12 protein-coding genes are annotated in these 13438 nt (G+C 66.7%); 9 read left to right on the top strand and 3 right to left on the bottom strand.

Annotated elements, in window-relative coordinates; all coding sequences use genetic code 11:
• The first annotated feature begins 192 nt into the window (after positions 1-192).
• The 5 genes from FFS56_RS02510 to FFS56_RS02490 all read left to right on the top strand — a co-directional run bounded on the left by FFS56_RS02510 (position 193) and on the right by FFS56_RS02490 (position 6021).
• On the top strand, positions 193-1836 hold the full coding sequence (locus FFS56_RS02510; RefSeq protein WP_046749582.1) for an ABC transporter substrate-binding protein: 1644 nt from the start codon (positions 193-195) through the stop codon (positions 1834-1836).
• 94 nt (positions 1837-1930) lie between these two features.
• Positions 1931-2860 carry an ABC transporter permease gene (locus FFS56_RS02505; RefSeq protein ID WP_046749581.1) on the top strand — a complete coding sequence of 310 codons (930 nt, stop codon included), beginning with the start codon at positions 1931-1933 and terminating at the stop codon, positions 2858-2860.
• The gene (locus FFS56_RS02500; RefSeq protein ID WP_046749580.1) at positions 2850-3791 is read left to right on the top strand and encodes an ABC transporter permease; all 942 of its coding nucleotides are present in this window, start codon (positions 2850-2852) and stop codon (positions 3789-3791) included. The genes FFS56_RS02505 and FFS56_RS02500 overlap by 11 nt, the downstream gene beginning before the upstream one ends.
• Positions 3788-5452: an ABC transporter ATP-binding protein gene (locus FFS56_RS02495; protein ID WP_046749579.1), complete on the top strand. Its 1665-nt coding sequence runs from the start codon at positions 3788-3790 to the stop codon at positions 5450-5452. The genes FFS56_RS02500 and FFS56_RS02495 overlap by 4 nt, the downstream gene beginning before the upstream one ends.
• An 8-nt stretch (positions 5453-5460) precedes the next feature.
• Positions 5461-6021 carry a PH domain-containing protein gene (locus FFS56_RS02490; RefSeq protein WP_046749839.1) on the top strand — a complete coding sequence of 187 codons (561 nt, stop codon included), beginning with the start codon at positions 5461-5463 and terminating at the stop codon, positions 6019-6021.
• 82 nt (positions 6022-6103) lie between these two features.
• On the opposite strand, the gene FFS56_RS02485 is transcribed toward FFS56_RS02490, so the two are convergent.
• From FFS56_RS02485 to FFS56_RS02475, 3 genes are all read right to left on the bottom strand, one after another.
• Positions 6104-6322: a hypothetical protein gene (locus FFS56_RS02485; protein WP_046749578.1), complete on the bottom strand. Its 219-nt coding sequence runs from the start codon at positions 6320-6322 to the stop codon at positions 6104-6106.
• 125 nt (positions 6323-6447) lie between these two features.
• Positions 6448-6660, bottom strand: coding sequence for a hypothetical protein (locus FFS56_RS02480; protein WP_046749577.1), 213 nt, complete (start codon positions 6658-6660; stop codon positions 6448-6450).
• An 88-nt stretch (positions 6661-6748) separates the two neighbouring features.
• The gene (locus tag FFS56_RS02475; RefSeq protein ID WP_127012390.1) at positions 6749-7555 is read right to left on the bottom strand and encodes a type II CAAX endopeptidase family protein; all 807 of its coding nucleotides are present in this window, start codon (positions 7553-7555) and stop codon (positions 6749-6751) included.
• A 102-nt stretch (positions 7556-7657) separates the two neighbouring features.
• Here FFS56_RS02475 and typA point away from each other — a divergent pair, with 102 nt between their 5' ends.
• The 4 genes from typA (at position 7658) to FFS56_RS02455 (ending at position 13437) form a co-directional block, all read left to right on the top strand.
• Entirely contained in the window at positions 7658-9571 is a 1914-nt protein-coding gene (gene typA, locus FFS56_RS02470) for a translational GTPase TypA (protein WP_046749575.1), read from the top strand.
• A 196-nt stretch (positions 9572-9767) separates the two neighbouring features.
• Positions 9768-10664, top strand: coding sequence for a hypothetical protein (locus FFS56_RS02465; RefSeq protein ID WP_052748831.1), 897 nt, complete (start codon positions 9768-9770; stop codon positions 10662-10664).
• 98 nt (positions 10665-10762) lie between these two features.
• Complete coding sequence (gene glsA, locus FFS56_RS02460) at positions 10763-11809, top strand: glutaminase A (protein WP_127012389.1); 1047 nt, start codon at positions 10763-10765, stop codon at positions 11807-11809.
• A complete protein-coding gene (locus FFS56_RS02455) occupies positions 11806-13437 on the top strand; it encodes an MFS transporter (protein ID WP_127012388.1) in 1632 nt (543 codons plus the stop codon). Before glsA ends, FFS56_RS02455 begins: the two co-directional genes overlap by 4 nt.
• Position 13438 lies beyond the last annotated feature (1 nt).

Raw genomic sequence — 13438 nt, 5'->3', positions numbered from 1 at the left:
GTGCGGAAGCGCGACACCGTCCTGTGTTTCCCGGTGTTTCCAGGTGTTTCGCGGGTGTTACGGATGGTCACCACTCAGTAACAGTTCGTTAGCTGAAGGCGGCGGGGGGTCAAGCGGCGGGTTACGCTCAGGTATCCCTGCGTGCTCGATGGTGAGCGCGCAGACTCAGCACTGTCCACAGGAGGACGAAAAGTGAAACGAAACAGGATTGCCCTCGCGGGCAGCGCTCTGCTCGTGGTCGGCGCCCTGGCGCTGGCCGGTTGCGCAGGCGGGAACGACTCCGGCGATGAGGGCTCCAAGGGCTCGGCGTCGGCGATCATCTCGGCGAACGGAGGCGAGCCGGAGAACGCGCTGATCCCGACCAACACCAACGAGGTCAACGGCGGCAAGATTCTCGACTCCGTCTTCGCAGGTCTCGCCTTCTACGACGGCGACGGTGCCCTCGTCAACGACATGGCCGAGTCGATCACGGTCGACGCACCGAACAAGGTCACGGTCAAGCTGAAGGAGGGCAACAAGTTCACCAACGGTGAAGACGTCGTCGCCCACAACTTCATCGATGCGTGGAACTACGGTGCGCAGCTCTCCAACGCGCAGCTGAACCAGTCCTGGTTCGCCGACATCGTCGGCTTCAACCCCGACGCAGACTCCGAGCTCACAGGTCTCACCGAGGTCGATGACCAGACCTTCACGATCGACCTGAGCAGCGACGTCGCCTCCGACTTCGTGACCCGCCTCGGCTACTCGGCGTTCTACCCGCTGCCCGATGTCGCCTTCGAGGACATGGACGCCTTCGGCGAAAACCCGATCGGCAACGGCCCGTACATGCTCGCCAAGGAGGGAGCATGGCAGCACGACGTCCAGATCGACCTCGTCAAGAACGATGACTACAAGGGTGAGCGCGTCGCTCAGAACGGCGGCCTGACGCTGAAGTTCTACACGGCTCCCGAGGGCGCGTACGCCGACCTGCTCGGCGGCAACATCGACGTCATCGACCAGATCCCCGAGGCTTCGCTCGCGGTCTTCGAGGACGAGCTCGGCGAGCGGGCGACCAACCAGCCCGCGGCCATCTTCCAGTCGTTCACCATCGGTGGGCAGCTCCCGCACTTCTCGGGCGAAGAGGGCACCCTGCGCCGCCAGGCCATCTCGCTGGCGATCAACCGCGACGAGATCACGAGCAAGATCTTCGCCGACACCCGTACCCCGGCGAGCGACTTCACGACGCCCGTCATCGACGGCTGGAGCGACAGCGTTCCCGGTTCCGACGTCCTGAAGTACGACCCGGAGAAGGCCAAGGAGCTGTGGGCGAAGGCTGACGCCATCTCCCCGTGGTCCGGCACCTTCCAGATCGCGTACAACTCCGACGGTGGACACCAGGTGTGGGTTGATGCGGTCTCGAACTCGCTGAAGAACACGCTCGGCATCGAGGCGTCGGGCGCACCGTACGTCGACCTCGCCACTCTCCGCGCAGCGGTCAACGCGCGTGACGACGCGGGCAAGCGCACGATCCAGACGGCGAACCGTTCCGGATGGCAGGGCGACTACCCCGCCGTCTACAACTTCCTGCAGCCGCTCTACGGCACGGGTGCATCGTCGAACGACGGTGACTACTCGAACCCCGAGGTGGACTCTCTGCTCGCAGAGGGTGCAGCGGCCACGAGCGCGGACGACGCGAACGCGGCTTACGAGAAGGTCCAGGAGATCCTCTTCAACGACCTCCCGGTCATCCCGCTCTGGTACCAGAACTCGATCGGTGGCTTCGGCGACTCGGTCGACAACGTCACCGTCGGCTGGAACTCGGTTCCGCTCTACTACGAGATCACCAAGGCCGAGTAGGCCCTTGGAGTGAACGGCAGCGAGGCGGTGGCGGCGACGTCACCGCCTCGCGTCGTGCACTCCGGCTGACTCCGACTCCACGAAAGGAGCAAGGATGCTCGCCTACACCCTGCGGCGACTTCTTCAGCTGATCCCGGTCTTCTTCGGTGCGACGCTTCTCATCTACGCGCTCGTCTTCCTGATGCCGGGTGACCCGATCGCGGCGCTCTTCGGTGACAAACCGCCGAGCCCGCAGCTGCTCGCCACGATCCGAGCGCAGTACCACCTGGACGACCCGTTCCTCGTCCAGTACTTCTACTACATCACCGGCGTCTTCAAGGGCGACATGGGAACGACGTTCTCCGGTGAGTCCGTGAGCACCGTGCTGGCACGCACGCTCCCCATCACGGGACGTCTGGCCATCATGGCGATCGCGATCGAGTTCACGCTCGCGATCATCATCGGAACGCTCTCCGCGCTCCGCAAGGGCAAGCTGTTCGACCACGCCTCGCTGATCGTCTCGCTCGTCTTCCTGTCGATGCCGATCTTCGTCGTCGCCTTCCTCGCGCAGTACTTCCTCGCGATCAAACTGGGCTGGTTCCGTCCGACCGTCGGTGGCCAGAACGACTGGGGCGATCTGTGGCTTCCCGCCATCGTGCTGGGGCTGAGCCTGTACGCGACCAGCATGCGGCTCATGCGCGGGTCTGTGCTCGACACCCTCAACCAGGACTGGGTGCGCACGGCATACGGCAAGGGGCTGTCGCGTAATCGCGTGATCCCCGTGCACGTGCTGCGCAACTCCCTGATCCCGGTGATCACCAACTCGGCGACGAACTTCGGTGTGCTCCTCGTCGGAGCGACCGTGACGGAGTACATCTTCAACATTCCCGGCGTGGGGCAGACCCTGTTCCAGGCGACGTTGAGGCACGAAGGACCGACGATCGTCTCCTTCGTGACGGTGTTCGTCATCATCTACGTTCTCGTCAACCTGCTCGTGGACCTGCTCTACGGGCTGCTCGACCCGAGGATCCGCTATGTCAAGTGACCGTCCCTCCCATTACGTCGCACCGGTGGTGGCCGAACAGCCGCCGACGGATGCCATCAACGTCAAAGGCAAGCCTGCGAGTCTCTGGCGGGACGCGTGGACAGATCTGCGCCGTCGCCCGTCGTTCTGGATCTCGCTCGGCATCGTCGCGCTCATCCTGCTGATGGCCCTGTGGCCGACGCTCTTCACGCAGACACCTCCGAACAACCAGTGTGAGCTCGGGAACTCCAATGCGGGACCGGCCGCCGGCCACCCCCTGGGCTACACGTTCCAGGGGTGCGACATCTGGTCGCGCATCGTCTGGGGCTCGCGCACCTCGATCAGCGTCGGTCTGCTGGCGACGATCATCAGCTCGACTCTCGGTCTGATCATGGGTGCCTTCGCGGGATACTACGGAGGATGGCTCGATGCCGTGCTCTCCCGCGTCGGCGACATCTTCTTCTCGATTCCCTACATCCTCGCGGCGGTCGTCGTGATGACGGTGTTCGCGCAGTACCGCAACGTCTTCACCCTCGCCCTCGCGATCGGTGGGTTCGCCTGGGCCGCGACGGCGCGTGTCGTCAGGGCGGAAGTGCTCAGAGTGAAACAAGCGGACTTCGTGATGGCGTCGGCCGCGCTGGGGAAGGGGCGTTTCGGCACCCTGCTGTCCCACGTGATCCCGAACGCGTTCGCTCCGCTGCTCGTACTGGCGACCCTGGCACTGGCCGGCGGTATCGTCGCGGAGGCGACCCTGAGCTTCCTCGGTGTCGGTCTCGGAAGCGACGTCATGTCCTGGGGCAACGACATCAGCCAGGCACAACGCTCGCTGCGTGTCGCGCCGATGGCACTGATCTATCCGTCGATCGCGCTCACCATCACGGTGCTCGCGTTCATCCTTCTGGGGGAGCTCATCCGAGACGCCCTCGACCCGAGGGCGAGGGCACGCCGATGAGTGAAGCAACGACCCCGCTGCTGAGCGTCCGCGATCTCACGGTCGCGTTCGACACGCAGAACGGCACACGACAGGTCCTGCATGGGATCAGCTTCGATGTCATGGCAGGGGAGACGGTCGCGATCGTCGGCGAGTCCGGTTCGGGCAAGTCGACGGCGGCGACGTCCATCATCAAACTGCTGGCCGGCACCGGAAAGGTCACCGGCGGGAGCATCACCCTGGACGGCGAGGAGCTCACGCACCTCTCCGAGCGGGAGATGGAGCGCATCCGCGGCAAGGCGATCGGCTACGTGCCGCAGGACCCGATGTCGAACCTCAACCCCGTCTGGAGCATCGGCTTCCAGGTCGAGGAGGCGGTCCGTGCCAACGGCCTCGCCCAGGGACGCGCGGCGGTCCGGGCTCGGGCGATCGAGGTGCTCCAGCAGGCGGGGCTCGCTGACGCGGCCAAGCGACTGCGCCAGTTCCCTCACCAGTTCTCGGGCGGTATGCGCCAGCGAGCGCTCATCGGGATCGGATTGGCCGCGGACCCCCGGCTCCTGATCGCGGACGAGCCCACCTCGGCCCTCGACGTCACGGTGCAGCGCGTCATCCTCGACCACATGGCGAGCCTGACCCGCGACCGCGGAACCTCGATGCTGCTGATCACGCACGACCTCGGTCTCGCTGCCGAGCGCGCGGAGCGCCTGATCGTGATGCAGAACGGGACGATCGTGGAGTCGGGACCGAGCCGGGAGATCCTGCAGAACCCGCAGCATCCGTACACCAAGCGCCTCGTCGCCGCCGCCCCCAGCGTGGCATCCCAGCGCATCCAGGCCGTGGTCGAGGACCGCGGTGTGGAGACGCTCGAGGATCTCGCCGCCATCCCTCCCACGGTGCGAGTGGCCGGCCTCACCAAGGACTACCGCATCCGACAGGGCGGTTTCCGCAGCGAGATGTTCCGCGCCGTAGACGACGTGTCGTTCGAGATCCCGCGCGGGAAGACGCTGGCTCTCGTCGGCGAGTCGGGCTCGGGCAAGTCGACCGTCGCCAAGATGGTCCTCAAGCTGGAGGACCCGACGTCGGGGACGATCGAGATCGACGGCATGGACGTGTCCGGGTTCTCCCGCGCACAGTCCTTCGGTCTGCGCCGGCGCATGCAGCCGGTGTTCCAGGACCCGTACGGTTCTCTGGATCCGTTGCGCAATCTCGAGAACACCATCGCCGAACCGCTCGAGATCCACGGTGTGGGTGATCGCACTTCGCGTCGCGAGCGCGTGCGTGAGCTTCTGGATCAGGTGTCATTGCCGCAGGATCTGGCGACCCGCTACCCGAGCGAGCTGTCGGGTGGACAGCGCCAGCGGGTCGCGATCGCGCGTGCTCTGGCGCTCAAGCCGGACATCGTGGTGCTCGACGAGGCGGTCTCCGCTCTGGACGTGCTCGTCCAGGCGCAGATCCTCAGGCTGCTGGCCGACCTGCAGACGGAGCTGGGCCTCACCTACCTGTTCATCACGCACGACCTCGCGGTGGTGCGTGTCTCGAGCGATCTGGTCTGCGTCATGGAGCGCGGCCGGATCGTCGAGCAAGGCACGGTCGACGAGACCTTCGCGAACCCGAAGCAGGAGTACACGAGCCGTCTGCTCGAAGCGATCCCCGGTGCGTCCATCCCTCTGGGTGGCCTCTGATCGTGGCGATGCCGAACTCTCCCGAGGACGGGCGGACCTTCCGCTCGTCCTCGGGCACGGTCGTCATGGTCGTGAGCCTCGCTCTGGCGGTGTTCCTGCTCGGCGACGCCGTCGTGCGCGGAGGCTGGGGGCAGACGCTGCTCCTCGCACCGTGGGTGCTTCTCGGCCTGTGGATCATCTACGAGATCAGCTTCGTGTCGATGGTCCGCATCAGCGACGACGGGGCACTCGTCCAGAACATGCTGCGGCGCACCGAGTTCGGTTGGCACCGGGTCCGTGACATCGACCTGCAGTGGCAGCTGCGGTTCTCGCTCGACGATGACACGGAGCTCACCTGCTGGGGTGGACCGGCGCACGCGCGTCCGAGACGAAGCAAGATGCGCGACGAGGAAGTGCAGGTCTCCGCGTCGTTGCGCGGCCTGACGGACATCCGCGACCGCTGGCAGGCTGCTGCGGGTCACGCCGCGAGTGCGCCGATCCGTCGCTCCTGGGACGCCAGGGCGCTGTCAGCGCTCGGGATCATCATCGTGTGGGCGGTCGTCGCCGTGATGATCGCCTCCGCAGGCTGAGATACTTCCCACTTCCCCGCACACGTGCCCCCTGCCGTCTCACGAGGACAGGGGGCACGTTGCAATACGGTTCGGGGCCGGTTCAGGAGTAGGAGAACCAGTACCCCGGCTGGCCGCTGCGGTGCACGCAGGAGCCGACGCTGTAGCCCTCCTGCATGAAGATCCGTCGTTCGGCCTGGCAATAGGACAGATCGGTGAACGGGCCGAACCAGCTGGCGGCCTGCGCTGCAGCGGCCCCGCCGAACACCATTCCCGTGACGAGGACGATGCCTGCGGCCGTTGCGGACAGTTTCTTCTTCATTCGAATCCCCCCGGATTGTCGTACCCACGTCGTCGTGGGTGCCCCGAGCCTAGGGGCGAGGTCCGACGGGTGTCAACGGATCGAGGCGACGGGCTGATGCCCGCCGCCTCGATCCTCGATGATGCTCAGTACGTCTGGAAGTACCAGCCTCCGGTGCCGGGGATGCAGGGGGCGGCCTTCCCCCCGCCCCTGACATAGTCGGTGCGATCGGCGTTACACTGCGCCGCCGACGAGTAGGGCCCGAAAACACTTGCCGATGCGGGCGCGACGCTGAGCAGCGTGATCCCTGCTGCGATGGCGATCGCGGCCCCCGCCTTGGTCATCCTGTTCATCTTCATGAGACTTCCCTCCGTTTTCCGTCGTTGGAAGCCTTCAGGCTAGAGCACTCCGTCAGCGAAGGGGGAGAGCCATCCCAGCCGTCGTCACTCAGCCGGGGAGACCGAACAGCTCGGGCCACAGGGACGCGGCCCATGGATACCCGACGAACGCGGCCGCGTCGATCAGGAAGTGCGCGACGAGGAAGGGCATCAGCCGCCCGCTGCGGTGATACAGCCAGCCGAAGAGCAGCCCCATCGCGAGGTTGCCGACGAACGCCGGGTATCCCTGGTACAGGTGGTAGCTCGCCCGCAGGACCGACGTGGAGATGATGATCGTCCACGGACTCCACCCGAGTTGTCGCAGCCGTGTGAAGAGGTATCCGAGCACCACGAACTCCTCCTGCAGGGAAGCGCGGGCCGCCGCGAGCAGGAGAACCGGGACGGTCCACCAATACGCGTCTATCCCGGCAGGATCGATGGCCACGGTCAGTCCGAGCGCCCGGCCGGCGAGATAGAGACCGAGCCCGGGGATGCCGATCGCGAGCACGAGCAGGATGCCGCGGCCCGCATCCTTCGCGACACCGGTGCCATCCAGCCCCAGACGCGCCAGATGGGGGCGTCGCGACTGCCACAGCAGGAAGCACACCAGCACGACGGGGACGAGCGAGAACCCGATCGCGAGCACCTGGTAGATGAGGTCGAAGATCTCCCTGTCGCTCCGAGACGGGTTGAGCTTCGCCACTTGATCGGCGATCGGCACGTCGTCCGTGAGGCGGTAGGCGAGCTGGACTACCGCGTAGACCGCCGACTGGCCGAGACCCAGCGCCAAGACGATCGCGATCTCCCACCACAGTCGAGCATGGGAGGGGGCGGGGGAGAGGTCGGGGAGGTCCCACGGAGCCTGCGGTCGGGTCACGATCTCGATGCTACGACCTGCTTTTCAGGAACCGGCCGCGAGCTTGCGTTATCCTGGAACGTCGGCTTCCCGGCGAAACCCCACATCTTTTAGGACACCTGCATGGCGCACGCCCTCCGTTCTGACCTCCGCAACGTCGCAATCGTGGCGCACGTCGACCACGGCAAGACCACTCTCGTCGACGCCATGCTGCGTCAGACGGGTTCCTTCGGCGAACACGCTCACGTCGATGAGCGCGCCATGGACTCGAACGACCTGGAACGTGAGAAGGGCATCACGATCCTCGCCAAGAACACGGCGATCACCTACAAGGGCAAGCACGCCGGCGGCAAGGAGATCACGATCAACGTGATCGACACCCCCGGCCACGCCGACTTCGGTGGCGAGGTCGAGCGCGGCCTGTCGATGGTCGACGGCGTCGTGCTGCTCGTCGACGCCAGCGAGGGTCCGCTGCCGCAGACCCGCTTCGTGCTGCGCAAGGCTCTCGAGGCCAAGCTGCCCGTCATCCTCCTGGTCAACAAGACCGACCGTCCTGACGCGCGCATCGCCGAGGTCGAGGAAGAGGCGCACGACCTGCTGCTGGGTCTCGCCTCCGACCTGGTCGACGACGTGCCCGACCTCGACGTCGACGCTCTTCTCGACGTGCCGGTGGTCTACGCCTCCGGTCGTGCCGGCGCCGCCTCGCAGAACCGTCCCGCCGACGGCACGCTTCCGGACAACGACGACCTCGAGCCGCTCTTCGAAGCCATCCTCGAGCACGTGCCGGCGCCGGAGTACGACGACGAGCACCCGCTGCAGGCCTGGGTCACGAACCTCGACTCCAGCCCGTTCCTCGGCCGTCTCGCCCTGCTCCGCATCTTCAACGGCACCCTCAAGAAGGGGCAGACCGTCGCCTGGGTGCGCGCTGACGGCACGCACCAGAACGCGCGTGTCACCGAGCTCCTGAAGACCCGTGCACTCGAGCGCTACCCTGCCGAGTCCGCAGGCCCCGGTGACATCGTCGCCATCGCCGGCTTCGAGAACATCACGATCGGCGAGACCATCGCCGACCCCGAGGACGTCCGTCCGCTTCCGGCCATCACGGTCGACGACCCCGCCATCTCCATGACGATCGGAACCAACACCTCGCCGCTCATGGGCAAGGTCAAGGGGCACAAGCTCACGGCTCGCATGGTCAAGGACCGTCTCGACAAGGAGCTCATCGGCAACGTCTCGCTCAAGGTCGTCGACATCGGCCGTCCGGACGCGTGGGAGGTGCAGGGCCGAGGCGAGCTCGCTCTCGCCATCCTCGTCGAGAACATGCGTCGCGAGGGCTTCGAACTCACCGTCGGCAAGCCGCAGGTGGTCACGAAGAAGATCGACGGCAAGACCTACGAGCCGTTCGAGCACCTTACGATCGACACTCCGGAAGAGCACCTCGGCGCGATCACGCAGCTGCTCGCGAACCGCAAGGGTCGCATGGAGAACATGACCAACCACGGCACCGGCTGGGTGCGCATGGAGTTCATCGTCCCGTCGCGCGGCCTCATCGGCTTCCGCAGCGAGTTCCTGACCACGACCCGCGGCACCGGTATCGCGAATGCGATCTCGCACGGCTACGAGCCGTGGGCCGGCTCCATCACGACGCGTCAGAACGGCTCGATCGTCGCTGACCGTCAGGGTGTCGTCACCCCGTTCGCGATGATCGCTCTGCAGGAGCGCATGTCGTTCTTCGTGCAGCCCACGCAGGAGGTCTACGAGGGCATGGTCATCGGCGAGAACTCGCGCGCCGACGACATGGACGTGAACATCACCAAGGAGAAGAAGCTCACCAACATGCGTGCAGCGAGCTCCGACACCTTCGAGTCGATGACGCCTCCACGCCAGCTGACGCTGGAGGAGAGCCTCGAGTTCGCCCGCGACGACGAGTGCGTCGAGGTGACTCCCGAGGTCGTGCGCATCCGCAAGGTGAACCTCGACGCGAACACGCGTGCACGCGAGACCGCACGCCTGAAGCGCCAGGACGCGAGCGTCTGAGAACAGCCTCGGACACGCTCCGAGTGAGAGGGCCCCGTGCCGCCGAAAGGCGTGCGCGGGGCCCTCTTCTCATGTAAATCCCAGGTGAGGGATTGTTTTCGTTCAGGTTCATCGTTCAGAGTGGTTCACTTGCGCCTGGGACGAGCTCCCGATGAGTCTCCTTAAAGGGCGTACGACAACCCGAAAGTCGAACCCAATGCTTCAGAAGACCCGTGCGCTTCGGCGCGCCTCCGCGGCGGCATCAGCCCGTAACGCGGCCCACCGTCCCATGACCATCCTCGGCGTCGCATCGGCGACGCTGGTCGGCATCACGCTGAGCGTCGGTCTGGCCTCCACCCCCGCGGTGGGAGCCATGAGCCCTGCTGCGGCCGTCACCGCACCCGCACTGGCGGGCGCTCAGCCGCTGGCAGAGATCGCGGAGGATGCCTCCGCCACTCTGGCACAGGCGAAGGACGCGGTCACCGCAGCCGAGACCCTGAGCGCTGAGGTCGCCGCCGCCGGCCTCGATGTGGGAGCAGTGACTTCCGTCGACACCTCCGATCTCGAAAGCGACATCGAGAAGCTCGATGACACCGAGGTGACGCCGGTGCTGCTCGTAGGCGTCCTCGCCGACAAGGCGCAGGATGAGACCGCGAGCGTGGTCGCCGACACCGCGGAGCTGCGCGGGGCGCTGACCGCCGCCCAGCAGAAGCAGGCCGAGGAGGAGGCAGCGCGGGTCGCAGCGGAGCAGGCGGCGGCCCAGGCCGCCGCGGAACAGCAGGCCGCAGCCGCGCTGGCTGCAGCGAACACTCCCGAGGGGGCGAAGGCGGCCGCACAGCAGATCATGTCGAGCACGTACGGATGGGGCGGTGACCAGTTCTCCTGCCTGAACTCCCTGTGGAACAAGGAGTCCGGCTGGAACTACAAGGCGTACAACCCCAGCGGTGCCACCGGCATCCCGCAGGCGCTCCCCGGAAGCAAGATGGCCTCCGCCGGCTCCGACTGGCAGACGAACGCGGCCACGCAGGTCGCGTGGGGTCTCGGGTACATCTCGTCGGTGTACGGCACTCCCTGCAGCGCATGGTCGCACTCCCAGGCGATGAACTGGTACTGATCCCCTCCGCAACGCTGCACATGCTCTAGGTGAAGGCGGTCGTCGAGCGCTACGGTGACTCTGACGGCTGGGGGACGTCACGGATCCGAGGAGGAGATGTGCTCGACCCCGCAGCATGGCACGGCGTCCCGCAGGAGGCGTCCACCGGCGCGCTGCCGGGGTGGGACCGCGTCGAGGAGGTGGTGCGCGATGCTCACGCCCGCTACGCCGACGAGCGCCGCGGGAGCGTCGCGGACTACATCCCGGTGCTCGCGGAGGTCGATCCGGAGCTGTTCGGTCTGGCGGTGATCGAGGTCGGCGGCGGGCTGCACGACGCCGGTGATGCGTTGCATCCGTTCTCGATCCAGTCGATCTCGAAGATGTTCGTGTACGCCCTGGCCATCCAGGAGCACGGCCATGAGCGCGTGCGCGAAATCGTCGGGGTGAACAACACCGGCCTGGCCTTCAACTCCGTGATGGCGCTGGAGCTCAACGACGGCCACCCGATGAACCCCATGGTCAACGCGGGGGCGATCGCCACGACAGCGCTCATGCCCGGTGCGACACCCGTGGAGCAGTGGGAGCGGATGCGGGAGGGGCTCTCGGCGTTCGCCGGCCGGCCGCTGAGCCTCGACGGCGTCGTGTACGCCTCGGAGGCCGCGACCAACGACCGCAACCGTGCTCTCGGACGCCTGCTGCGCAGCTACGGGCGACTCGCGGGTGACCCGGACGAGGTGGTCGATGTGTACACGCGCCAGTGCGCGCTCGGGGTCACGGCTCACGATCTCGCGGTCATGGGTGCCACACTCGCCGACGGGGGAGTGAACCCCGTCACGGGCGAGCGGATCGTCTCGGCGGACGTGTGCCGCGACACGCTCGCGGTCGTCGCATCGACGGGCCTCTACGAACGCTCCGGCGACTGGCTGTTCGAGATCGGACTCCCCGCGAAGTCCGGAGTCGCGGGAGGCATCGTCGCCATCGCGCCGGGAAAGGGCGCTGTCGCGGGGTTCTCTCCTCGACTCGACGAGGCGGGCAACTCCGTCCGCTCGCAGATGGCCATCGGCTACCTGTCGCGGGCGCTCGGGCTGAACCTGTTCGCCTCGTCGGCCGTCCCCCATCCTGGGTCCTCTCCCGCCTCGCCCTCCGCACCCCTGGAGCTGTCATGACCCAGATCCCCGTACCGCAGACCCCGATCAAGACCTCGTGGCTGCCGATGGTCAGCCTCTTCCTCGCGCAGGTGCTGATGTCGTTCAACGTCGCCGCGCTGCCGATCTCGCTCGGGGGCATGGTGAGCGAGTTCGGAGTGCCGCCGACGGTCGCGAGCACGACCATCGTCATGTACGGCCTCGCCGTCGCGGCGCTCGTGATGACCGGCGCGAAGCTCGGGCAGCGGATCGGCTGGGTCGTGATCTTCCGGATCGTGATCGCGTTGTTCGCGGGTTCATCGATCATGATGATCCTCGCCCCCACCGTGTGGTGGGCCATCGCGGGGCAGGCCGTGGCCGGAGCGGCTGCCGCGATAATCGTGCCGTCGATCGTCGCTCTCATCGCCGAGAACTACCGGGGGCCTCAGCAGGCGACCGCCATCGGCGCCATCGGTTCGGCGCGCGCGATCTCGGGCGTCAGCGCATTCCTGATCGGAGGGACGCTGGGCACGTTGGTGGGCTGGCGACCGATGTTCTTCATCGTTCTCGGCATCGCCGTGGTGGTGTTCGCCCTGAGCTTCACCCTGCGCGGCGATCGCGGCGATGCGTCGATCCGCATCGACCTCGTCGCCTCGCTGCTCATCGGCGCGGCGATCGTGCTGCTGACCCTCGGGTTCAACAACCTGAACTCGTGGGGTGCAGTGGCGGCGACGGCCGATGCCCCGTTCTCGGTGCTCGGCCTCTCGCCGGCCCCCGTATTCATCGTGGTCGGCCTCGTGCTCGGCCAGGCGTTCTTCCTGTGGACGAGGAAGCGGATGGCGGAGGGGAAGGTGCCCCTGATCGACCTGAGCGTCCTCGGATCCTCTCGCGAGCGCGCCGCCGTGTACGCGATGTTCATCGTGGTGGCGCTGGAAGCGTGCGTGAACTTCACGATCCCGCTCTACATCCAGATCGTGCAGGGCAGGACGCCGTTCGACACCTCGATGGCCATGATGCCGTTCAACCTGACGGTCTTCGTCACCGCCACCCTCGTGGTGCGGCTGTACAAGCGGTTCCCACCGCGCACGATCGGCGTCGTCGGGTTCATCCTCACCACGGCGGCCCTGGTGTGGCTGTCGTTCGTGGTCAACAACAACTGGGAGACGATCCCGACGATCCTGGGCCTGATCGTCTTCGGCATCGGGCAGGGGGCGCTGGTGACCCTGGTGTTCAACGTGTTGGTGACGGCGGCTCCGGCCGAGCTCGCGGGGGATGTGGGGTCGCTGCGAGGCACCACGCAGAACCTCGCCTCGGCGGTGGGCACCGCGCTGGCCGGAGCGCTGCTGGTGTCCCTCCTCGGTCTCAGCGTCGGTCGTGCGGTCGTCGAGCATCCCGAGCTGCCGCCGTCCCTCGTCGCCCAGGTCGACATGGACAACATCAACTTCATCAGCAACGACGATCTGCGCGCGGCGCTCGAGGCGACGGACGCGACGCCCGAGCAGATCGACGCCGCGGTGGTGGTGAACGAGGAGTCGCGCCTGGGCACTCTCAAGCTCGGACTCCTTCTGCTGGCGGGGATCAGCGCGCTCGCGATCCTTCCGGCTTCCCGGCTACCGCAGTATCGGCCGCACGAGATCCCCGATCCGTCGCCGGTCTCGGGAGGGGAGTGAA

Source organism: Microbacterium sp. Beta, from assembly GCF_005502545.1.
In the GTDB taxonomy this organism is placed as follows: Bacteria; Actinomycetota; Actinomycetes; order Actinomycetales; family Microbacteriaceae; genus Microbacterium; species Microbacterium oxydans.
This window is presented reverse-complemented; position numbering and strand designations above follow the sequence as displayed.